The sequence below is a fragment of the Gallionella capsiferriformans ES-2 genome (assembly GCF_000145255.1).
Lineage (GTDB): Bacteria > Pseudomonadota > Gammaproteobacteria > Burkholderiales > Gallionellaceae > Gallionella > Gallionella capsiferriformans.
Window position 1 is genome coordinate 2,733,206 of sequence record NC_014394.1, and the last position, 23,159, is coordinate 2,756,364.

At 54.4% G+C, this 23,159-nt stretch carries 21 protein-coding genes; 7 read left to right on the forward strand and 14 right to left on the reverse strand.

The window, feature by feature from the left end; translation table 11 throughout:
• Positions 1-6: 6 nt before the first annotated feature.
• The 3 genes from prmC to hemA are packed head-to-tail and all read right to left on the reverse strand — an operon-like array spanning position 7 to position 3,198.
• Positions 7-873, reverse strand: coding sequence for a peptide chain release factor N(5)-glutamine methyltransferase (gene prmC / locus GALF_RS12650; RefSeq protein WP_013294457.1), 867 nt, complete (start codon positions 871-873; stop codon positions 7-9).
• The gene (gene prfA / locus GALF_RS12655) at positions 860-1,948 is read right to left on the reverse strand and encodes a peptide chain release factor 1 (RefSeq protein WP_013294458.1); all 1,089 of its coding nucleotides are present in this window, start codon (positions 1,946-1,948) and stop codon (positions 860-862) included. Before prfA ends, prmC begins: the two co-directional genes overlap by 14 nt.
• Positions 1,945-3,198: a glutamyl-tRNA reductase gene (hemA, locus tag GALF_RS12660; protein ID WP_013294459.1), complete on the reverse strand. Its 1,254-nt coding sequence runs from the start codon at positions 3,196-3,198 to the stop codon at positions 1,945-1,947. Before hemA ends, prfA begins: the two co-directional genes overlap by 4 nt.
• A 124-nt stretch (positions 3,199-3,322) precedes the next feature.
• On the opposite strand from hemA, the gene GALF_RS12665 reads away from it, so the two are divergent.
• Positions 3,323-3,892: a YaeQ family protein gene (locus GALF_RS12665; protein ID WP_013294460.1), complete on the forward strand. Its 570-nt coding sequence runs from the start codon at positions 3,323-3,325 to the stop codon at positions 3,890-3,892.
• Entirely contained in the window at positions 3,880-4,305 is a 426-nt protein-coding gene (locus GALF_RS12670) for a YchJ family protein (RefSeq protein ID WP_013294461.1), read from the forward strand. Before GALF_RS12665 ends, GALF_RS12670 begins: the two co-directional genes overlap by 13 nt.
• Here the strand turns inward: GALF_RS12670 and ccoG are convergent.
• Positions 4,300-5,715, reverse strand: a complete 1,416-nt coding sequence (gene ccoG / locus GALF_RS12675) for a cytochrome c oxidase accessory protein CcoG (RefSeq protein ID WP_013294462.1) — start codon at positions 5,713-5,715, stop codon at positions 4,300-4,302. The genes GALF_RS12670 and ccoG overlap by 6 nt on opposite strands.
• A 142-nt stretch (positions 5,716-5,857) precedes the next feature.
• Between ccoG and GALF_RS12680 the strand changes: the two genes are divergently transcribed.
• The 5 genes from GALF_RS12680 (at position 5,858) to GALF_RS12700 (ending at position 11,059) form a co-directional block, all read left to right on the forward strand.
• Positions 5,858-7,285: an aminotransferase-like domain-containing protein gene (locus GALF_RS12680; protein WP_013294463.1), complete on the forward strand. Its 1,428-nt coding sequence runs from the start codon at positions 5,858-5,860 to the stop codon at positions 7,283-7,285.
• Positions 7,286-7,400: 115 nt separating this feature from the next.
• Complete coding sequence (locus GALF_RS12685) at positions 7,401-8,126, forward strand: pseudouridine synthase (protein ID WP_013294464.1); 726 nt, start codon at positions 7,401-7,403, stop codon at positions 8,124-8,126.
• Positions 8,127-8,136: 10 nt separating this feature from the next.
• The gene (ylqF, locus tag GALF_RS12690; RefSeq protein WP_013294465.1) at positions 8,137-9,081 is read left to right on the forward strand and encodes a ribosome biogenesis GTPase YlqF; all 945 of its coding nucleotides are present in this window, start codon (positions 8,137-8,139) and stop codon (positions 9,079-9,081) included.
• A complete protein-coding gene (locus GALF_RS12695) occupies positions 9,068-9,928 on the forward strand; it encodes a PA4780 family RIO1-like protein kinase (protein ID WP_013294466.1) in 861 nt (286 codons plus the stop codon). The genes ylqF and GALF_RS12695 overlap by 14 nt, the downstream gene beginning before the upstream one ends.
• Positions 9,929-11,059 carry a methyltransferase gene (locus GALF_RS12700; protein ID WP_013294467.1) on the forward strand — a complete coding sequence of 377 codons (1,131 nt, stop codon included), beginning with the start codon at positions 9,929-9,931 and terminating at the stop codon, positions 11,057-11,059.
• Here the strand turns inward: GALF_RS12700 and GALF_RS12705 are convergent.
• From GALF_RS12705 to GALF_RS12750, 10 genes are all read right to left on the reverse strand, one after another.
• Positions 11,052-12,836 (reverse strand): N-acetylglutaminylglutamine amidotransferase, encoded by a 1,785-nt coding sequence (locus tag GALF_RS12705; protein ID WP_013294468.1) that lies wholly within the window; start codon positions 12,834-12,836, stop codon positions 11,052-11,054. The two genes, GALF_RS12700 and GALF_RS12705, sit on opposite strands and share 8 nt — an antisense overlap.
• Before the next feature lie 88 nt (positions 12,837-12,924).
• The gene (locus GALF_RS12710; protein WP_013294469.1) at positions 12,925-14,562 is read right to left on the reverse strand and encodes a hypothetical protein; all 1,638 of its coding nucleotides are present in this window, start codon (positions 14,560-14,562) and stop codon (positions 12,925-12,927) included.
• A 75-nt stretch (positions 14,563-14,637) separates the two neighbouring features.
• Positions 14,638-15,090, reverse strand: coding sequence for a pilin (locus GALF_RS12715; RefSeq protein WP_013294470.1), 453 nt, complete (start codon positions 15,088-15,090; stop codon positions 14,638-14,640).
• A 271-nt stretch (positions 15,091-15,361) separates the two neighbouring features.
• Complete coding sequence (locus tag GALF_RS12720; protein WP_013294471.1) at positions 15,362-16,993, reverse strand: HD family phosphohydrolase; 1,632 nt, start codon at positions 16,991-16,993, stop codon at positions 15,362-15,364.
• 115 nt (positions 16,994-17,108) lie between these two features.
• A complete protein-coding gene (locus GALF_RS12725) occupies positions 17,109-19,484 on the reverse strand; it encodes a GspE/PulE family protein (RefSeq protein ID WP_013294472.1) in 2,376 nt (791 codons plus the stop codon).
• A 31-nt stretch (positions 19,485-19,515) separates the two neighbouring features.
• Entirely contained in the window at positions 19,516-20,280 is a 765-nt protein-coding gene (locus GALF_RS12730; RefSeq protein ID WP_013294473.1) for a 3',5'-cyclic-nucleotide phosphodiesterase, read from the reverse strand.
• 42 nt (positions 20,281-20,322) lie between these two features.
• Complete coding sequence (locus GALF_RS12735; RefSeq protein WP_013294474.1) at positions 20,323-21,087, reverse strand: FHA domain-containing protein; 765 nt, start codon at positions 21,085-21,087, stop codon at positions 20,323-20,325.
• A gap of 13 nt (positions 21,088-21,100) precedes the next feature.
• Positions 21,101-21,928, reverse strand: coding sequence for a Stp1/IreP family PP2C-type Ser/Thr phosphatase (locus tag GALF_RS12740; RefSeq protein ID WP_013294475.1), 828 nt, complete (start codon positions 21,926-21,928; stop codon positions 21,101-21,103).
• Between the two features lie 10 nt (positions 21,929-21,938).
• On the reverse strand, positions 21,939-22,364 hold the full coding sequence (locus tag GALF_RS12745) for a universal stress protein (RefSeq protein WP_013294476.1): 426 nt from the start codon (positions 22,362-22,364) through the stop codon (positions 21,939-21,941).
• Between the two features lie 9 nt (positions 22,365-22,373).
• Complete coding sequence (locus GALF_RS12750) at positions 22,374-23,111, reverse strand: TerC family protein (protein WP_013294477.1); 738 nt, start codon at positions 23,109-23,111, stop codon at positions 22,374-22,376.
• Between the last annotated feature and the right edge of the window lie 48 nt (positions 23,112-23,159).

Here is a 23,159-nt window from a genome sequence, read left to right on the forward strand (position 1 = left end):
TCAGGGTCAAGCTTGCCCCTGCGTCACCCGCTCGATTCCAGATAAATCTAACACTGAGGAAACGCCGAAAAATCCGGCATCCTGCAACAGCCCGCGCACGCGCTCTGCCTGATTGTAACCGTGCTCGAACATCAGCCAGCCGCCCGCGTTTAGATACGCTTTAGCCTCAACAATAATGCGCCGAATATCATCCAGACCGTCCGCACCTGACGCCAGTGCGCTCAGCGGCTCGAAACGCACATCGCCCAAAGACAGATGCACATCACCGTTTTCAATGTAGGGCGGGTTCGATGCGATCAGATCAAAGCGCTCACCCGACAAGGCAGAGAACCAGTCGCTACGCAGCAACCGCACACGCCCCAAATTGAGGCGCTGTGCATTCTCAGCCGCAACAATAAGCGCCGCCTCCGAAGCATCCACCGCCACCACACGCGCATCGGGTCGTTCACGGGCAATCGACAGTGCAATCGCGCCACTCCCCGTGCCCATATCCAGCACCGCCCCGCCCGCAGGAATGTGCTGCAGAGCCATCTCGACCAGCAATTCGGTATCGGGGCGAGGAATCAAGGTAGCGGGGGTGACCTTGAAATTCAGGCCAAAAAATTCACGTTCCCCCAGCAAATAGGCGATGGGTTCACCCGCAAGACGACGCGCAAACAGTTCAACATAGCGAGCCGTCTCACGGACGGTGAGGATGCGTTCAGGATGGGTCAGCAAATAGGCGCGATTAACGCCCAACACCGATTGCAACAGGCATTGCACTTCGATGCGCGCCGTCACCGAATCATGATGGAGGGCGTCTTCGAGATGCCGGCTGTCCTGTTTTAGCAGCGCGCCCAGCGTTAACGGGGGAGTCGAATCAGAAATTGACATCTTCCGCCATGGCGGCGAGTTGTTCGGCCTGATGTTCAGCCATCAGCGCACCAGTCAGTTCGCTAATTTCGCCGTCCATGATCGCGTCCATTTTGTACAGCGTCAGATTGATGCGGTGGTCGGTGACACGCCCTTGCGGATAATTGTAGGTGCGGATGCGTTCGGAACGGTCGCCGCTGCCCACCAGACTCTTGCGGGTGGCCGCCGTCTCAGCATTTTGGGCACGCACTTGCGCGTCCTTGATACGGGCGCACAGCACGCGCATCGCCTGCGCCTTGTTCTGGTGCTGCGAACGGCCGTCCTGGCATTCGACCACCACCCCTGTCGGAATATGCGTGATGCGCACCGCAGAATCGGTCTTGTTGATGTGCTGTCCACCGGCACCTGAGGCACGGAAGGTGTCGATGCGCAGATCGGCGTTGTTCAGCACCACGTCATTGACTTCATCGACTTCCGGCATGATGGCAACCGTACAGGCCGAGGTGTGCACGCGCCCCTGCGTCTCGGTCGCCGGCACGCGCTGCACGCGATGCGCACCCGATTCAAATTTCAACACGGAATAGGCGCCCTGTCCCGCGATACGGGCGATGATTTCCTTGTAACCGCCCATTTCGCCCGGGCTCTCAGACACCACTTCAACTTGCCAGCGGCGGCGCTCGGCAAAGCGCGAATACATGCGGAACAAATCGCCCGCAAACAAGGCCGCCTCGTCGCCGCCGGTACCGGCGCGCACTTCGAGAAACACGCTGCGTTCATCGTTAGGATCTTTAGGCAACAACTGCGTCTGCAGCTCTTTGTCCAGCAGCGCCAGTTTCGCCTCGCCTTCCTTGATCTCGGTATCGGCAAATTCCCGCATCTCCGGGTCTTCCGCCATCTCACGCGCGGCGGCAATATCGCCCTCGCAGGCCTGATAGGCATGGAACAGATCCACCACAGGTTCGAGCTCGGCGCGTTCGCGATTGAGCTTGCGATAGGTGTCCATGTCGCGGGTGGCTTCTTCAGTGCTCAACAGCTGGTTGACTTCGAGCAGGCGCTCACTCAGCTGCCCGAGTTTAGTAGCGATATTTGGTTTCATTCGTCGTTATGGAGGTGATGCAGGCGGCGTGCAACATCGAGAAAATTATCGCGATCTTTGCCGTGTGCCTGATTAAGCGCATGAGTCGGCGCATGCAGAAATTTATTGGTCAGACCGCGGCTCATCGCTTCGAGCACTTTTTCAGGGCTCTCGCCTTTCGCCAGCAGACGCACCGCTTTTTCGAGTTCCTGACGGCGGCTGTGCTCGGCATTTTCGCGCAAAGCGCGGATGGTCGGCACAACATCGCGCGATTCCATCCAGTGCAGAAAATCGGACACCCCAGACTCGATAATGACTTCGGCTTCCTTGACCGCACCCTGACGCGCCTCAAGGCCGTCCTTAACCACCTCGGCGATGTCATCCACGGTGTACAGGAACACGTCGTTCAATTCAGAAACTTCGGTTTCCACATCGCGTGGCACAGCAAGATCAACGATAAACAGCGGTTTGTGGCGGCGTGCTTTTAACGCGCGCTCGACCATCCCTTTACCCAGTATCGGCAACTGACTGGCCGTACAGGTCACGATAATATCGTTTTGCGCCAATTGTTCGGGCAAATCGGACAGCGTGATCGCGTGACCGTTGTATTGCCTTGCCAGTGTCTGCGCGCGCTCCAGCGTGCGGTTGGCGACCGTGATGCGTTTAGGGTTACGCGCCGCAAAATACACCGCGTTCAGCTCGATCATCTCGCCCGCACCAATAAACAACACGTTTTGCTCTTCAATACTCGGAAAGATGCGCTCGGCCAGTCGCACGGCGGCGGCGGCCATCGAGACTAGATTGGCGCCGATTTCGGTTTCCGTGCGCACTTGCTTGGCGACCGAAAACGTATTCTGAAATAATTTATGCAGCAGGATACCCATGGTGCCTGCCTGCTCGGCCTGACGCACCGCCTGCTTCATCTGCCCCAGTATCTGCGGCTCGCCCAGCACCATCGAATCGAGGCCGCTGGCCACGCGGAACGAGTGCTTCACGGCCAGATCACGCGGCAGGGTATACAGATAGGGCTCGAGCTCCTGACGCGGCAGCTTGTGATATTCCGCCAGCCAGTCAATCGCATGTTCAGGTTTAGCCGCATTGCAATACAGTTCCATGCGGTTACAGGTGGATAATATCGTGGCTTCTTTAGCGGCGCCGTTTTCGACCAGATCGCGCAGCGCGTTCTCTATCCCGTCCACATTGAACGCGACCTGCTCGCGCACGGCAAGCGGCGCAGTCTGATGATTTAGGCCAAAGGCGAACAACTGCATCGTGTATTTGATGAATGGCTAACTTAAAGAAGGCGAATTATAGTCGTAACAGCGGTGCAACGCCATCCGGGCGGCATGGCCTGTTAGAATACAGCCCTGCCCACCAATCAAGAGCCGCAATTACATGGCCATCAAAGCAACTATTTTTAAAGCCAATCTGCAAATCGCGGATATGAACCGACACTACTATCAGGACCACGTCCTGACGCTGGCCAGACACCCGTCAGAAACAGATGAACGCCTGATGGTGCGCCTGCTGGCCTTTGCACTGCACGCACATGAATATCTGGAGTTCGGCCAGGGCATGACAGCCGATGATGAAGCGGACTTGTGGCAAAAAGATTTAACCGGGTCGATCGTTTTATGGATAGACGTGGGTATCCCCGATGAAAAGCTGATTCGAAAAGCCTGCGGCCGCGCCAATCATGTCGTGGTGTATTGCTATGGCGGACGTGTGGCCGATCTGTGGTTTGCGCAAAACAAGAGCCTGTTTGCAAGACAAAAAAATCTTACCATCATCAACCTGCCTGTTGCGAGCACACAAGCGCTGGCCAAACTGGCACAACGCAACATGAGTTTGCAATGCACCCTACAGGAAGGCAATCTGATGATGACCAGCGACGATGGCGTGGTGGAAATCGAACCTGTCATCTGGCATGGCAGCCCGTTAACCGGAAGTGCATGGCAAAGTTAAAACCCTGCCCCTGCGGCGGCCCTGACTACGCAAGCTGCTGCGGGCCGTTCCACGCAAGCGATCCGGCACCCGACGCGCAGCGTTTGATGCGCTCGCGCTACAGCGCCTATGTCCTGAAACATGAAGATTACCTGCTCGCCACCTGGCATGAAAGCACCCGCCCGACCTCGCTCGATTTTAGCGGTGAAAAATGGCTGGGGCTGGAAATCAAAAAGTCGAGCGCTGAATCGAACACCGTCGAATTTGTGGCGCGCTATAAAATCGGCGGGCGCGCCCATCGCATGCACGAAATCAGCCGATTCGTATTTGAAGACGGCCGCTGGCTCTATCTGGACGGCGAGTTTCCGGATTCATCATCCGACGCTCTGCCACCCAACAGTTCGCCTATAGCGTTATTAGCAGTTACCCTATAATGCAGGTGCATTGAACAGCGTGCTGTAGTCTGCCGAAACAGTCGGATCTCCCAGACTCTCCACATGAAATTTAATGGGCGTGACAGCCATGGCAATATTCCGGGCGGGTGCTTTTACGAACACCGTAAATGAGACACCCCGCTCATGCGGAACGAATATTGGTTTTTCGGACCCGATAATCAGTTGATCCTTTATGCCGCCCTCAGTCGTCACCGCGATCTGGATATCCCGGCTCGTTCTGTTCATCAACTTGAACTCATATCGGTTCTGGATAGCGCCATCGCTCATACGCACGAACAAGGGCTGGCGTTCCGGTCTGACGTTGAGTGTCACCGATGACATATGAGTCAGGCCGTATACGACACCCAAACATGACGCCAGCAAGATGGCCGCATTAACCCAAAGCAAAGGGTTCTGAAATCGCATCGTCACGGGCTTCCCCTCAATATCATCCGTTGATGCGTAGCGGATCAAGCCGCGCGGTTTGTCGATTTTGTCCATCACCGAATTGCACGCGTCAATACACAAGCCACAGGTGATGCAGCCCAATTGATGCCCCTGACGAATATCAACGCCCGTCGGACAGACTTGCACACACTGATAACAGTCGATGCAGTCGCCTTGTTTTGCCAGAGTTTCATCGCCCTTGCGCAACTTGCCGCGAGGCTCGCCCCGATTGAAGTCATAAATGGGCATAACGGTTTGCCCATCGGCCATGACAGACTGAAATCGGGCGTAAGGACACATCCATTGACACATCTGTTCGCGCATCAAACCCGCATAAAGATAGGTGCCTCCCGTGATGAGAGCCAGCGCAACCCAACCCGCCCTTGGCAACTGGAGATGAAGCAGCTTGTTCCAGTATTCAAACGCATCAACAAACCAGATGGAAAAGCTGATGGCGGTGAACAATGACACCCCGAACCAGATAGCGTGCTTGGAAACTTTCCTGAGAATCTTGTCCGCATTCCACGGGGCGTTCGCCAACCCGCGCCGTGCAGACGGCTTTCCTTCTACCTTAGCTTCGATCCAGGTGAACAAGTCTACCCATGTAGACTGAAAACAAAAATATCCGCACCACACGCGCGATGCGATGTTAGTCACCATGAACATCAGCACGGACCCGCCCAGTGAGAGCAACATCAACATCCATATTTCGTCCGGTCTGACGGTCAGGTTGAAGCCGTGAAACTGACTGTGATCAATATCGATGAGGATGGCTTGCCTGCCGTTCCAGCGCAGATAGGGCAGCAACAGCAGCGGCAGCCATAAGCCCATCTGCGTAAAAGTTCTGAGTGAGCGAAAAAATCCCGGCATGCGTTTAGCATGGACAGTTTTCTCGCCGGTATTGACCGGATAGGACGCCAGTTCCTGATAGAGCGCCGTAATGGCGCCAACATTTTGTTGCATGCTGCCTCTCCTCTGAATAGTTATAGTGGCGACTAATGCTCTGTCGTCATACTAGGCAGTTTGCGACACGAGTTACAGAATCAAAAACTGGAAAAAAGACCGTATCAGATTCATAATCACCGAAAATTTGCGAATCTCCGACATGAAACGATACGAACAACTGGCCAACGACCTCGCGCACTCCATTAAAGAGGGCCTGCTGGCACGCGGCGAAAAGCTGCCTTCGATACGACAGGCAAGCAGCGCCCGCAAAGTCAGCCCCTCAACCGTGTTCCAGGCCTACTACCTGCTGGAAGCGCGCGGCCTGATTTCAGCACGTGAGCGTTCGGGCTACTACGTCTGCGGCGGGACGCCGCATCTGCCGCAGCTTCCTGAGCCCGACATCCATCGCAACGCCGAAGCGGCTCCTGTGGATGTCAGCGAATTAGTTTTCGAGGTACTGGAATCGACCCGTGCCCGCAAAGTGGTGCCGTTGGGTTCAGCCTTCCCCAGCCCGCTGCTATTTCCGATGGCGCGCCTGGCGAAAACAATGGCAGCCTGCGTACAAGCAATGGATCCCTGGCGCAGCGTAGAAGACATCGGCCCCGGGGACGCCGAATTGCGTCGCCAGATTGCGTTGCGCTATATGATCGACGGCTTGCAGGTATCTCCCGACGAAATCGTGATTACCAACGGTGCATTGGAAGGATTGAACCTCTGCTTGCAAGCGGTAACGCAACACGGCGATACCGTGCTGATCGCCTCGCCCACTTTTTACGCGGCATTGCAGGCAATTGAGCGCAACGGTTTAAAAGCGGTTGAAGTACCCTGCCACCCTCGAGACGGCATTGATCTGGACGCGCTGCACCGCGCGCTTGAATTACACAAACCCGCCGCTTGCTGGCTGATGACCAACTTCCAAAACCCGCTCGGCAGCTTGATGCCCGATGACAAGAAAATGGACATGGTCGCCTTGCTCACGCGCTACCACGTGCCCTTGATCGAGGACGACGTTTACGGCGAACTGTATTTCAGTGACAAGCGCCCCAAACCCGCTAAAGCTTTTGATACCGAGGGACTGGTGATGCACTGCTCCTCTTTTTCAAAATGTCTCGCACCCGGCTACCGCGTCGGCTGGGCTGCGCCCGGACGCTATGCAAAAAAAGTCGAACGTCTGAAACTTGCCACCACGCTGGCAACCTCCGTCCCCGCACAAATCACCCTTGCCAGCTACCTGAATAAAGGCGGCTACGACAAACACCTGCGCGGCCTGCGCCACACCCTGTTACTGCAACAAATCAAATTCGTCGAAGCCGTGGAGCGTCACTTCCCGCCCGGCACGCACCTGACTGCGCCGAACGGGGGATATTTTTTATGGGTTAAATTACCGGACGGCGTCAATTCGCTGGAGCTACATCATGCCGCATTAAATCTCGGCATCAGTATTGCGCCCGGGCCGATCTTCTCCGCACAAAAAGGATTTACAGATTATGTGCGCCTGAACTACGGGCACCTCTGGAACGATGAGATAGAGGGCGCCATTGCCGCATTGGGAAAAATTACACATCGCTTGTCGATGCGATCAACATAGTCCCTTAACGAGCAGGGAATTTTCCCGCCTGTTATTACTTATACCTCACATGGAAAATCGCAGATAGCATTTCCCAGCGGGGCGTTAACGTCTTGATTCTGTTAAAATCGCTCCCATGAGTAAATTAACCCTAGACCGCATCCTGCACACGCAAGGCTTTGGCACGCGCAAATATTGCCGTCAACTGATCGCTGCGGGCGCAATCCGCATCGGCGGCGACACCATTACCGACACCAATACACCGATTGAAACCGACGGGCTGGAATTTTCCGTTGACGACGAGCACTGTATTTACCGCGAACGTATTTATGTCGCGCTAAACAAACCGGCCAATATCGAGTGTTCCAGAAAACCCAGCCACCATCCGGGCGTACTGAGCATTTTGCCGGATCAGTTCACTCGTCGCGACGTCCAGCCTGTCGGGCGACTGGATCACGACACGACCGGCCTGCTGCTGATGTCGGATGACGGCGCATTCATCCATACGCAGTCATCGCCCAAGCATCACGTACCCAAGGTCTATGTCGCCACCACCTACGCGCCGGTAACAGGCGAGCTGATCGAGCGCTTACTCGCCGGTGTGAAACTGCACGACGAACCCGGTACGCTGGCAGCCGAAATCTGCCGAATGATCGATGATCATCACCTGGAGATCGTGCTCGAACAGGGGAAATATCATCAGGTCAAGCGCATGCTGGCCGCCGCCGACAATCACTGCACCGCGCTTAATCGCTCACAGATCGGCAACCTGAAACTGGCCGAACTGGCTTTAGCGCCCGGCGAATGGTGTTATCTGAATGACGCACAACTGGCGCTGTTAAAACCGCCTTTTACCAACTAAGAAAGCAATAATGGCCATACAGTGGTTTCCCGGTCACATGACCTCCGCCCGCCGCAAAGCCTCCGAGACGATGGAGTTTACCGACGTCATCATCGAAGTGCTGGACGCGCGCGCCCCCGAGGCGAGCTGCAACCCGATGATCAAAGAGCTGCGCGAACACCGCCAGCGCCCCTGCTTAAAAATCCTCAACAAAATTGATCTGGCAGATCCCGCCATCACGCAGCAATGGCTGGATTTTTACAATGCTCAACCGGGCGTTAAAGCCGTCGCACTGAGCTGCAAGAGCGCGACCGATGCTGCCAAGGTACCCAAACTTTGCCATCCGCTTGCCCCGCATCGCGACAGCACGCACAAACCGCTGCGCCTGATGATCATGGGCATCCCCAACGTCGGCAAATCCACGCTGATGAATATGCTGTTAAAGCGCCGCGTCGCCGCGGTCGGGGATGAGCCTGCCGTGACCAAATCGCAGCAAAGCCACAAAATCAACGATCACATGACGCTCACCGACTCTCCCGGGCTGATGTGGCCGAAGATCGAACACGATGCGGACGGTTTCATTCTGGCCGCGATTCACGCCATCGGACGCAATGCGGTGATCGAGGAAGAGATCGCCGAGCATCTTGCGAATAATTTGCTTGCGCGCTATCCGGACCGTTTAACCGAACGCTTCGGCTTTGACACCAACGGCATGGACGGCGTGAGCGTCATCGAAGCGGTCGCCAAAAAGCGCGGCTGTCTGCTCAAGGGCCGCGGCGGCGAACTGGATCTGGAAAAAGCCTCCATCATCCTGCTGACGGAATACCGCGCAGGAAAACTCGGCCGCATCAGCCTTGAGTCACCCGCCTCACGCGCCGCAATGATACAAGACGCGATCGACAATCCCGTCAAACCCCGCATCCATTCGCTGCGCGGCGATCCGACTGAAACCATGGCCGACCATGAAAACACCTAAACGGATCGAACCGCTGGTCGAAGACGGACTGGTCGACGTCGTCCTGCGGCAGCTGATGAGCGGCAAGGAAGCGACCGTCTATGTCGTACAGTGCGGCGACGAAATCCGCTGCGCCAAGGTGTACAAGGAAGCCAACCAGCGCGGCTTTCATCAGGCGGTACACTACACCGAAGGCCGCAAAGTCAAAAACAGCCGCTCACAGCGCGCAATGGAAAAAGGCTCACGCTACGGACGTAAAGAGCAGGAATCGGCCTGGCAGCGCACCGAAGTCGACGCGCTGTACAAACTCGCGGCAGCCGGCGTGCGCGTACCGCTTCCTTTCGGTTTTTACGAAGGGGTACTGCTGATGGAACTGGTCGCCGACGAGGAAGGCATGCCCGCCCCCCGCCTTAACGATCTGTCACTGACTCGCGAGCAAGCGCTGGAATTTCACGCGATGCTGATTCGGCAAGTGGTGCTGATGCTGTGTGCCGGCATCATTCACGGTGACTTATCGGAATTCAACATACTGGTCGATGCCCATGGCCCGGTCATCATCGACCTGCCACAGGCCGTGGATGCCGCCGCCAATAATAACGCGCCGCGCATGCTGGATCGCGACGTGGAAAATCTGGCCAACTACTTTGGCCAGTTCGCACCGGAACTGCTCACCACCCAATATGCAAAAGAAATCTGGGCGATCTATCAAACAGGCGAATTGCTGCCCGATACACCCTTGACGGGGAAATTCAGCGTAAGCCACAAGGCGGCAGACGTGTATTCCGTGATGCGTGAAATCACCACCGCTCAAGATGACCATGAAGCCAAATTGCGCTACCAGCAAATTAAACGCGCAGAAGGTCGATAAATGCACCCGCTCTTAACATGGATTGAAGCCGGCAAAGAACAGTCGGCACGCTGGCGCTCGGAGTCAGGCGCGCCGCCCCCTAAACGCGTTGTGATCGCGGACGACACGATGACCGCCGACGCCGCATATCGGCTGGCCTGCGAAGGAACGGCCCTGCTCTGGCGCGGGGACTATCAGAACGCACGTCAGTTGCTGCAGGCAATGGCCAGACGCACCCAGCCGCGCAAAAAAAAATCGCCACCTGCTACGAGCACCGAGGCATTCAACCTGCATCGTCAGGCGCAATCGCAGCGCTCGCGCACCCTGAACATGCTGCTGCTGCCCTTCAACGCCGATCACACGATCCCACTGCGCCGCGCCCCCGACGTGATTGACGCCTGCCGCGAGGCTTACGGCGATGGCACAGAGGCGTATGTGCTCTCCCTGCGCGGCCTGCTGGGCGTCATCGGCGCGCACGAATGGCGTAAAAACGGCGTGCAGATTCCAGCACTGCAAGCGCGCATACACCCGCATTACGGCGTCTTTTCACCGGTACGCGGCGAATATGTGGAGCTGGTGGCGAATACGCCCTTGCCCGATCTGACAAAAACGCAATCGGTTGCCTTCGACATCGGTACGGGAACCGGCGTGCTGGCGGCCGTGCTGGCCAAACGCGGCATCCGCCACATCACGGCGACCGACCAGGATGAACGCGCATTGGCCTGCGCGCGCGACAACCTGACCCGCTTGAAATGCACCATCGATGTGGTACAGGCTGATTTATTCCCTGAAGGACGCGCAGCCCTGATCGTATGCAATCCGCCCTGGCTGCCCGCCCGCCCCAGCTCACCGCTGGAATACGCTGTCTACGATCCGGAAAGCCGTATGCTAAAAGGATTTTTAGGCGGACTTGCCGCACATCTGGAAGATGAAGGCGAGGGCTGGCTGATCCTGTCGGATCTGGCAGAACATCTGGGACTGCGCACCCGTGACGAACTGCTGGCATTGATCGACGCGTCAGGCTTGCAGGTTTTAGGAAAAATCGACGTCAAACCCCATCACCCAAAAGCCGCTGACGACAACGACCCGTTGCATGCAGCGAGGGCGGCTGAACTCACCTCACTGTGGCGGCTAGCCGCAAAAACTAGCTAGGCGTAATGGTATCTACGTTGATTTGCAGCCACCACTCGAGCAGCGCCAGATGCCACAGCTTGCTGCCCCCGATGCGTGTGAGATGCGCCTCAGGATCGGCGAGCAGTTTTGCCACGTAGTCGCGACGATACAATCCGCGCTTGATGCAGGCGTCCGAATTTAAAATCTGCGTCATCCGCACCAGAAACTCACCGCGTATATATTTCAACGCCGGGACCGGAAAATACCCTTTAGGTCGATCGATCACTGCATCCGGGACAATGCCGCGCGCGACCGCCTTGAGCGGAAATTTCCCGCCTTCCTTCAGTTTTAGCGAGGGCGGCATCTTCGCGGCCAACTCGACCAGCTCGTGATCTAAAAACGGCACGCGCGCCTCCAGCCCCCATGCCATCGTCATATTGTCGACGCGTTTCACCGGATCATCGACCATCAGCCGCGTGACATCGAGGCGCAGCACCCCGTCGAGAAATTCATCCGCACCAAGGACCTCAAGTTGCGCCTCGACCCACGCAGAGGTCACATCAGGCACGGCATATTCATCGCTGATCATGTCCAGATATTCGGCATGATCGCGATCAAAGTAATGCGAGGAAAAACGCTGCAAAGGCGTGCCAGTTTCAGCCTCCATCAGCGGATACCAAAAGTAGCCGCCGAATACCTCATCTGCACCCTGCCCCGCCAGCACCACCTTGACCTCCTGCGAGACCTTTTCACCGAGGAGATAGAACGCCGTCACGTCGTAACTTGCCATCGGCTCGGACATCTGGGCGATCGCCTCCGGCAGGCGCTTTAACACTTCCTCATTCGGCACGGCATATTTGTGATGACGCGTATTAAATTCCTGCGCCACCCGATCCGAATATTCAAATTCGTCGGCCAGCTCCCCTGCAACAGACTCGAAACCGATGGAAAAGGTATTGAGCTGCTGCACATGTTCGGCAAGCAACCCGACGAGCAGGCTCGAATCCAATCCCCCTGACAGCAACACGCCCACCGGCACATCGGCTGCCAGACGGTGGCGCTCAACCGCCCGGCGCAACACGAGACGGGTGGCCGTCAGCCAGTCCTCCTCGGATAACGCCTCGGCAGGGCGCGTCGCATCCAGTTGCCAGTAGCAGCGCTGCGTCAATTCACCGGCAGCAGAAATTTTCAGCGTATGGGCGGGCGGCAGTTTTTTGATGCCCTGCAACAGGGTTCTGGGTGCCGGCACGACGCCGTGCAGTGTGAAATGCTGATGCAGCGCAACCGGATCGAGGCGGGTATCGATGCCGCCACCGGCCAGCAGCGCTTGCGGTGTGGACGCGAAACGCATCCTGTCCCCGTCCAGTGTGTGATACAGCGGCTTGATCCCCAGCCGGTCGCGTGCGAGAAACAACGTTTGGGCCCGTATATCCCAGATTGCGAAAGCGAACATGCCGAAAAAACGCGGCACGCAATGCTCGCCCCACGCGTGATAGGCCTTCAGAATGACTTCGCTGTCTCCCTGAGAGACGAACGTGTAGCCCATTTCGATCAACTCCACCCGCAACGCCTGATAATTGTAGATCGTGCCGTTGAACACCAGCACCAGCTGCAACTCACGATCGACCATGGGCTGATCGGCGTCTGAGCTCAGATCGATGATCGCCAGCCTGCGATGGCCGAAAGCCACTGCACCGTCGCTAAAATAACCTTCGTGATCGGGGCCGCGCCGGGACAGTCGTGCCGTCATGCGCTGCAGCGCCTCCCTATCAGGCTGTACCTGATCGAATCGAAATTCACCACAAATACCGCACATGCCTGCCCCCGCAAAATTCAGATATCAGATTATCGCCCACGATCGGTTGCGAAGCGAATCATTCCGGCGTGCTGCCCAATCAACCTATTTACGGTGCAACCTTAGCCGCGCCGACCTTGTCGCACCCCCGCTTGCCGTTAAGCCTGCAACTTACCTGATAGTCGGCTGCTGCCGCCGTTCCCTGCCCGCTTGCCTCAAACGCGATGGCTCGCCCATAGTAAAACCTGAAGTTCATCGGAGCTGCCAGCTCGCGATCCAGCTCTATCGCACGGCTGAATGCCGCTATCGCCAACTCATTCTGGGCCGCTTTTGAATATGCAAGCCCCAGATTATAAAAACCGGCTGACATCCTTGGATTAAGGGCTGTCGCTCTTTGCATGTCAGGAATCGCACGGTCAACCATACCCTCATTCAACCATGCAGTCCCCCGATTGTAATAGATGCGACTAACACCAATCGCCGACTGCCTATCTTTGACTAATTTCTCCGCATCATCCCAAAGCAAGACCGGATGCGAAAAACTGGAGAGCCGCTCCATTGAAACCATAAATAGCGTCGCGGCAAACAAAACAGACAGCATCAGCGCCAAGCGTGCGTTCAATTGCATCAAGAGCAGCGGCAAGACAATGACGCCGCCCAGCGCCCAGATGTAACTGCGGTACAAAACGAAAATTTCCTGCAGGCGCACCGTAGAAAATTCCGTTGCGAACATCAGCCACGGAAAAAGCAGCGCAAAGCCGATCAACCCCGCTCTATCGCGCTTGAACAACAAACGTATCGCCGCAAAACCGTACAACAAATAGCCCAAAAACGCCAAGCCGTAAACAGAAAATACACCCTGCGCCATCGGCTCCCTCATATCGACCGATATCCAGCTAGGATTAGGCAACAACCACAACAATCCGTATTTGAAAAATAGCCACGATTGCGTCAACAGGCTATACAGCCACGCATGCTCAGATTGCGCGCTATCGAGCATTTCACCCGCGTTGATTTCATAGGAGTGCCCGAGAACGCCGCGAATCTGGGCAACCGTCAGCAAGGCAATCGCGACATAGGCCGCAAAAACAGGCCAATTGCGCAGAACGCGCGCGCGCCAGTCAGCGTGGACCAGCACCGTCATCGCGATCACCACGGCCGGCAGCATGATTACATGCTCCTTGCTGTGCGTGGCCAAAAAATAAAGAACAACGCTGCCCCATAGCCAGACGCGGTTTTGCGATGCGCAGCCGCGTAGCCAGGCGTACAGGGCCAATACGCTGAACAGGGTCGCCATCACGATGGTGCGCTGCACCAGGTAGCCTGCCGCGTACACTGCAAGCGGGTGCACCGCGAATAGGCTGACGACGATCAACACCGCAGACATTACACCGGTTTTTTCGCCAGACAAATTAGTCGATGGCAGCACCGCGCGATACAAACTTAAAACAAACAAGCCCATCGCTGCCACGACAGCCCAGTGCAACAATAAATTTTCAATTCTAAACGGCAATAAATCAAAACCAAACAGCGCTGCATTCCACGCCAACGTGGCGTAAGGCAAGGCGCGCAAGTCCCATAGAGCTGGTGAAGAAAACTTTTCGATCGCCGAATGGCCTTCGTTGTCCAGCATGAAGAAGTACAGATCGTCGAACACGATCGGGTTGTGTAAAAACTGTCCGTACAGCGCTGCAATCAACGCGCCAGCCAGCACCAACCACAACGTCATTTTTTTAGATTCGCTCATACCGCCCTCATCATTTACACCCAAACCACATAAAAAAAGCCCCTCGTTGAGGGGCTTTTTTAGCTGCTAACTATATTATTTACAGATATTTGCAGCAATACATGTACTAGTGCCACCAGCACCACTTGTCGACCAAGATACACCTTTAGCCGCATCATATGTTGGTGTCAGGATGTAAGTGTATTGCGTAGCATCCATTACGGTGCTATTAGCTGCAGTGATGACGCCATTCGCCCCGGTGACGACATAGGCAACATACTTGCCAGCTGTAGTAGTTGTTGTCGCAGTCGTGCCGATATCTGCGGGAACACCGTTACTACCTGCCGTACAGGCCGTTAAGGCACCCAAATCTTGAGCGCAAACTTCAACTGCAGTCTTCAACGCTTGTGTTGCCTGTGTTACTTCAACGAACTTAGCCTTCTTGGTGTAGTTGCTGTAAGCCGGGATCGCAACAGCAGCCAAGATACCGATAATTGCTACAACGATCATCAGTTCGATCAAGGTAAAGCCTTTTTGTACGTTTTTCATTTGAAGCTCCTGTTTTAAGTTTAACTTGTGAGGCCATCCAAACTTATTACGTCTGGTTAACACACTGTGTGTTGCCTGTATAAAAGCAATAGCCGTGCCAACAAGACAGGATTCAGGATTAAAAATGCAGAATACCCAGCGTAGATGGTACTTGCAGCGGATTTTTATATCTTTTTATAAACACCCGCAACGCCGTACCCCCTGATTAGATCACATCACCTACTTCCTAAAATCGTCAGGCAGGTGACGTTTTTTGTCAGTCGGGACAAATTTACGCTCCAAGATTGATGCCCGGGATGGTATTTAAATCGACCTCATCGATTTGCTCCGGCGAGAGAAACAATTTGACGTACTCGACATAAACTTTTTCACGGATAAATACGTCAAAAATATCCGGATCAATATGTCCGTTGAGCTTGAGCTTACCTAAGATGGTCAGCGATTCGATCAGCGTCTTGCCCGATTTGTAAGGCCTGTCCTTGGCAGTCAGCGCCTCAAATATATCCGCTATCCCCATAATTCTCGCCTGCAACGACATCTGCTCGCGATTCAAGCCGCGCGGATAGCCCTTGCCATCCATACGTTCGTGATGCCCGCCCGCATATTCGGGCACGTTTTTCAAATGCTTGGGCCAGGGCAGTGATTCGAGCATCTTGATCGTCACATCGATGTGGCGGTTGATGATTTCGCGCTCGGCGCCGGTGAGCGTACCAAAGAGTATGTTCAGATTTTCGACCTCGTTATCGGTCAAAAAATTCGTCATCTGCCCGGTGCTATCCCGCCATTGATAGGCGGCAATGCTCAACACGCGCTGCCGGTCTGCTTCCGGCATTTTTTCCACGCCAATATTGCTCAAGCGCAAGAATTCCCGGTCATCGTCGAGTTGCCGGATGCGCGCCGCATACTCGGCACGAATAGAGTCCCTCTCCGCATCCTCCATCCTGCTTCCATCACACAGCTTTTTAAGCATTTCAATTTCAGCATCGCGCTTGAGCACTTCGAAGCGCGTAACGATCAGATCGATACGGTCAAATAACGTGTGCAGCTTGGTCGGTTTATCCACCACATGCACCGGCGTGGTGATTTTTCCGCAATCATGCAACAAGCCAGCAATCTTTAATTCATACTGGTCTTCCTCAGTCATCACAAAGCCCTTGAGCGGCCCCGTTTCTGTGCGGGTGATCGCATCGGCAATCATCATAGTCAACAACGGCACGCGCTCGCAATGTCCACCGGTGTAGGGCGATTTATCATCGATCGCGGTATTGATCAGCTGAATGAACGCCTCGAACAACTCTTCCATCTGCCGGATCAGACGCCGGTTGGTCAGCGCAATCGCGGCCTGAGAGGCAAGCGACTCAACCAGCTGACGGTCTTCCGTTGAAAAGGACACAATTTCGCCCGATTCGCGGTCTTGCGCATTAATCAACTGCAACACACCGATCACTTCGCGCTCGTGATTGATCATAGGCACAGTCAAAAACGACCTTGAACGATAGCCGGTTTTTGCATCGAATTTTTTTGTTCCGGAAAAATCATAGCCCTGCGCGGTATAGGCATCGAGAATATTCACCGTCTCTCCGCTCAACGCGGTATGACTCACCACCGTTGCATGATTGGGCCGCCCCTCCTTGTCATACAAATCAACCGGCATAAAACTGATAGGCGCACCCCCAACTCCCCCCATCGCAATAGACAGGGAATCGGTGCGCACGATCTCAAAACGCAAGGTTTTATGCACGGGATCATGCAGATAAAGCGTCCCAGCATCCGCATGCGTGATCCGCTTGGAAGCTTCCAAAATAAGCTCAAGCAGACTATTGATATCCGGCTGATACGACAGCGCAATGCCAATTTCATTGATTTCTTTAAGCCGTGAAACTAAATTCGTATTAGCGGACATATTGAACAATCAGGGGTAAGTGAAAAGTGGGACGTGAAAAGTGAAAAGTGGTAAGTGGTAAGTGGTAAGTAATACGCTTTTGCTACTTACCATTGCCTACTCACCACTTCCCGCCCTATTTGATACAAACTGCACGGATCTGATGCATATCAGTGATCCCCTGCAACACTTTCTCCATACCATCCTGCTTCAGGGTATGCATTCCTTCGTCCAGCGCAATCGCCAATAATTCCGCAACGCGTGCGCGCTCCTGTATGGCCTTTTTCACCGAATCGCTGCCGATGAGCAGCTCGTGCAAACCGACACGCCCCCGATAACCGGTGCCGGCACATTTTTCACAGCCCACCGGGGTATACAACGTGAATTGCTTCTTGTCATTGGCAAACAGCTTTAGCCATTGCTCAAAAAGTGCAGCACGAGCGCCTGCCTCATCCATCTTCCAGCTGACGGTGTATTTGAGTTCTTCGCTGTACTCTTTGAGCATCGCCTGAATCTCATCCTCGCTTGCCAGATGCGGTTTTTTGCAATCCCCGCACAGTCGTTTTGCCAGACGTTGCGCCAGTATTCCTAACAGCGCATCGGCAAAATTAAACGGGTCCATACCCATATCGAGCAGCCGCAAAATCGACTCGGGCGCACTATTGGTATGCAAGGTTGCAAAAACCAGATGCCCGGTCAGCGAGGCTTCGATACCGATCGACACCGTTTCCTTGTCGCGCATTTCACCGACCATGATCACATCCGGATCAGCCCGCAAAAAAGCACGCATGATGGTTGGGAAATCAAGCCCCGCCTTTTTATTGATCTGAACCTGACGCAAGCCCTTCTGGGTGATTTCTACCGGATCCTCAGCCGTCCAAATTTTGGTCTCAGGCTTGTTGATGAATTTCAAAATCGAATGCAGCGTGGTGGTTTTACCGGAACCGGTCGGGCCGCAGACAAAAAATAATCCATACGGTTTACTGACCGTATTTTTGATCAGCTCGCTATTGCGCTCTGAAAAGCCCATTTTTTCCAGCGGCAAGGGTTCGCCTGAGGCCAGAATACGCATCACCACATCTTCGACACCGCCCTGCGACGGGATGGTCGCGACGCGCAACTCGATATCCAGCGGCCCGAATTTCTTGAACTTGATCTTGCCATCCTGCGGCTTGCGTTTCTCGGAGATATCCAGATCGCACATGATTTTAATGCGCGTGACCAGTGCATTGCGGTAAGTCGATGGCACTTCGATGTAATTGAGCAAAGATCCGTCCTTGCGCAGCCGGATCTGCGTCTTGGCTTTGCCCGGTTGCGGCTCGACGTGAATGTCCGACGCGCCCATCCGATAAGCGTCCACAATGATCTTGTTGACCAGCTTAACCAGCTCGTTATCCGCTGCCGCATTTACATCGTCCTGAGTGAGCGAAGAAATTTCTTCTTCATCGCCCCCCATGCTGGAGAGTAAATCATCCATCGATGACTCATCCATGCCTCCCGTAGCACTCGACTCGCCGCCGCCGTAAAATAGATCCAGTGTTTTTTTGAATTCACGCTGCGAGCAGACCTTGTATACCAGCCTGTTGCGCGGAAAAATATTGTTAACGACGCGAGAAGTCTGAATCCTTTCCGGATCCGTGGTCAGAATAACCACGCCTTCCTGCGTTTCTTCTATCGGCAGCCAGTGACTGCTCTCGACATACTCGCGCTTCAAATTACGTAACAGATCGGGTGGTTTAATACGGTCGGCCTTATAAGGCTCGTACACCACCCCGAAAAAACTCGACAAGGCTTTACCTAACGGTGCTGCACTGACCTGAAACTCATCCAGCAGCACCTCTTCGATGTCCACACCTTTTCGTCTGGCCGTACGCGTTGCCAGTTCGAACTCGGCAGCAGACAAGACCGCATCCCCCACCAGATAATCGTATTTTGTCTTAACGAGGGCTTTTTCCTGGCGCTGACGCAAAGCAACCGCCATCGTGTGCGCTAATTCGTGCACACCGTCTTCAACTAACGCAGAAAAAGGAACACCGGCCTTGTTATTGATGACTTGAATGACCCCTACCAGCTCATTGCTGCCCGCATCCAAGATAGGCGCGACCAGCATCTGCTTGGTGCGATAACCGGTGCGTCGGTCTACTTCCTGCAAAAAACGCAGATGAGAACTGTAACGCGACAATTCCTGTTCGTCATACACATCTTCGATGTTAAGGAGTTTTTTATTGACCGCAACGTAACCTGCTACGCTCTGTTCGGCGATCGGCAGTTTCAAATCCTTAAACGAATTGAGCCCCGTCTTGACCTTGGAAATCAGCGACACGCCGTCATCGCCGACGACATAGATCGTCAGCCTGTCTGCATTGAACAGGGCACAGATATCGCGACTGACATCCAGCATGATTTCATCGATATTGCTCGTCGCATGAATCTTGTTGATGACATGATTGAGGTTCTTGGTGAACTCAAGTTTGGCACCGATATCCTCGTCATTATTTACTGCTGACCTCATTCCTGCTCCTGACTTACCGCTTGCCGAACAACTAAAATATAAATTCCTGATTATTGATCAGCATTCTTGCCCCGCTACCGCCGAGACACATCTCGATTTCGCGCATGATCAGTTCGGCCTCATCCGGCTTCAAATGGGAAATAAATATCTCCGCCTGACCGGTGAACTTGGCCAATTCCTCCGACAGCAGGCTCGGACACAGATGCTGCGACAGGACAGCAAGTTGCTTTTCCGCGTTTGAAAAAGCCGTTTCGATAATCAGGTAGCGTAAATTCGCAATTTGATTAACCACGCGCCACAAAGCGTCATTGCTACAGGTATCCCCGCTGAACACAAGGCTCGCCTCACCGCTGTCGATGTGATACCCCACCGCCGGAACTGCATGCACGGCAGGAACTGAGCTAATCTTGCGCCCCTGCAAGGTGATGACCTCACCCAGTTCCATCGCCTGATAACGCATCACCGGATGCGCCACATTGGGAATTTCGCTGAAATCAGGCCAGATTTCCCAGTTAAAGATATGACGCTGAAGCATTTCAAGCGTCGCCTGTGCAGCGTAAACTGTCACAGGGCGGGCGCGCATACCACCGACACTGTCCATCAGCAGGGGCAGACTGCAAATATGATCCATGTGAGCGTGCGTGATGAAAATATGGTCAATCTCACTCATCTCCTTCAAGCTGAGTTCGCCGACACCGGTTCCGGCATCGATCAGAATATCGCGATCAATCAAAAACGATGTCGTGTGAAGATTGCCGCCTATTCCTCCACTGCACCCTAGTACCTTAAGCCTCATGCCTGCTCACCCTCTGCAGAAAAATACCGGTTCTGCCGACTATCAGTTCTTAAAATAAAACTCCATCTTAACGCCCGCCAGTTCGATCAAATCGTGATCTTGCAATTGTCGCGGCTGGTTGCCCAGCGCCTCGCCATTTACGACGGGGAAACTAGCGCCTTCTACATGAGTGATAAAAAATCCTTGCGGCCGCCGGGTCAATACCGCGACCTGCACCCCGGGTTTACCCAGCGTCGTGAGGCCTTTGACCAAATCGAGTTCTTTACCCGCATTCGGACCATTCAGGATCTGAATGGCTGCCAGCAACACCGCTCGCGCAACCGGTGCAGGCTCGATAACAGGAAGTCCTTCCGGATGCGCATCAACTTTCACCAGCTTTTCATAAGCACCGGACTGAGAGGCAACCTTCTGAAAATATCCTGTATCGCCCGGCTTTTCTGCTTGAGGATTCAAGGCTGCTACTGGAGCACGCAAAATCATCGTTTTTTCGAAATCTTCAGGGCTCGTTTGACTTACGTGATCGTTCAGATATTTCAGCACGTACTTGCCGATTTCAATCACATCATTGTTTTTCAGAAAATGCTTTTTAACTGCCACGCCGTTAATGGACAGCCCGTTAGTGCTGTCCAAATCTTCCATGAACGAATCGTGCCCGATGGTGATCACCTCGGCATGATGACTGCTCACAGCGAGATTGTTGATCACGACATCGTTGTCAGGCTTGCGTCCTATCCTCACGCGTTCTTTGTTCAACGAATATTCTTCAATGAGCTCGCCGTCCAGGCTCAAAATCAATTTCCCTGTCATCGTAATGCCCCTCTCATTCTTTGAACCAGCCGAGCAACCCTGACAGCCAGCTGCGCGGCTGCGCAAATACCTGTTTTACTCTGACCAGAATCACCGATACATTGTCGCGACCACCGTTGTCGTTCGCGGTCTGTATCAACTGCTCTGCGGCAAGCAGCAGATTGCCTTGCATCGCATACAGTATGGACTGAATGTCATCCTCTTCCACCATATCGTTAAGTCCATCCGAACAGAGCAAATAGACATCACCGACCTGCACATCGTGCACATGAATCTCCGGGAGCACGTCGGCATCGATACCCACCGCTCGCGTGACCAGATTCTTATTTTGCGAATGACGTGCATTCTCAACGCTGATCATCCCGCAGTCGATTTGCTCCTGCAACAAGGAGTGATCGCGGGTCATTAAACTCAGCGACTCGCCGCGCAGACGGTACATGCGCGAATCGCCGACATGCCCGACTGCCACGCGATTGTCGTAAAACAAGGCCGACACAATGGTCGTGCCCATGCCGGCATATTGCTCATGGGTTTGCGCAGCCTGAAAAATCGAGGTATTAGCGCTGTGTATACTGCCGGCTAGTAAAGCGACTGCATTCTCTTCGCCCGTCCGCTCATCGCGCACCACAGGGCTGACGCTCTTAAGTGACTGAGTAATTTCAGCCATCATGACATCCACTGCCAGACCGCTCGCGACCTCTCCGGCATTGTAGCCGCCCATACCATCGGCCAGCACCGCAAGACCGCAAGCCGCATCAACGGCGATGCTATCCTCATTGTGCGCACGCACCATGCCCGAATGAGTTTGGGCGACGATTTCCAGCGCTTCTTCCAGTTTCATAACCCAGCCTTTATTTGACCAGCAACACCGGACATTCAGCCAGATGCAAAACTTTCGTCACGACCGAGCCTAGCAGAAAAGTCTGCAAGCCGCCCTGACCTTGCCTGCACATCACAATCTGGTCCACGCCCTGCTCGCAGGCATATTGTGCAATGGCATCCGAGGGTGTTCCGACGCTGACGTGATACTGGTAGGGCAGCGCGGCCGCATCAAGTACATCGCGCGCCGGTTGCAGCGCGAGCATACCTTGCTCGCGGTAGTAATCGTTGATCGTATCCTGATTGATGAATAGTTTAACGTTGCCCGTCGCGACTTTCCATTGCACATTCAGCAGCAATATGACAGGCGTCTCGCCAAACAGTTGCCGGTGGCTGGCAACGTAATCAACCGCATGCAGGGAACCTGCCGAACCATCGAGTGGAATCAGTATTTTCATCTTACCCCCTTAGCCTTTTTGATCCGGCATGACAGAATTCCCGTCAAGCAGATCAACCGCTTTAATATCGCTCATCTGGCGCAAAGCCAGCCACTTGCCGATCAGCAAAACCAGCAGCGCACAAACACCCGGCACCAGCCAGTGTAGATAGTGGCGCGCCTCAACAATCGTCGCGAACAAGGCTTCTGTCACCAGCATTTCTCCGGCCACGTAACCCAGCAAGGCTCCTCCACCATAAATAATATAGGGGAAACGGTCGATCAGTTTGAGCACCAGCTGACTACTCCAGGCGATCAGAGGAATACTGATCAGCAAACCGAACACCAGCAACGAGACATTACCCTTAGCTGCAGCCGCCACTCCCAACACATTATCCAGACTCATCACAAAATCCGCGATGATAATCGTTTTTACCGCACCCATCAGCCGGGCATCGGCCTTGATATTGCCTTCGTCGTGCTCATCTTCCGGCAAAATCAGCTTGATACCGATCCAGATCAGCAAAAATGCACCTACCAGCTTAAGATACGGCAGTGCAAGCAGACTGACCGCAAAAAAGGTCAATACGATGCGTAAACCCACTGCGCCGGCCATACCGAACCAGATGCCCTTTTTGCGTTGCGCCGCCGGCAGATTGCGGCATGCCAATGCGATGACCACCGCATTGTCACCCGACAACAGGATATCAATCATAATGATTTTTAACACATCCACCCAAAACGAGGTGGTCGCAAACATTTCTAGCATTGAGAATCCTATTGAATCGTTAGTGGCAAGTGGCAAGTAGCAAGCGGT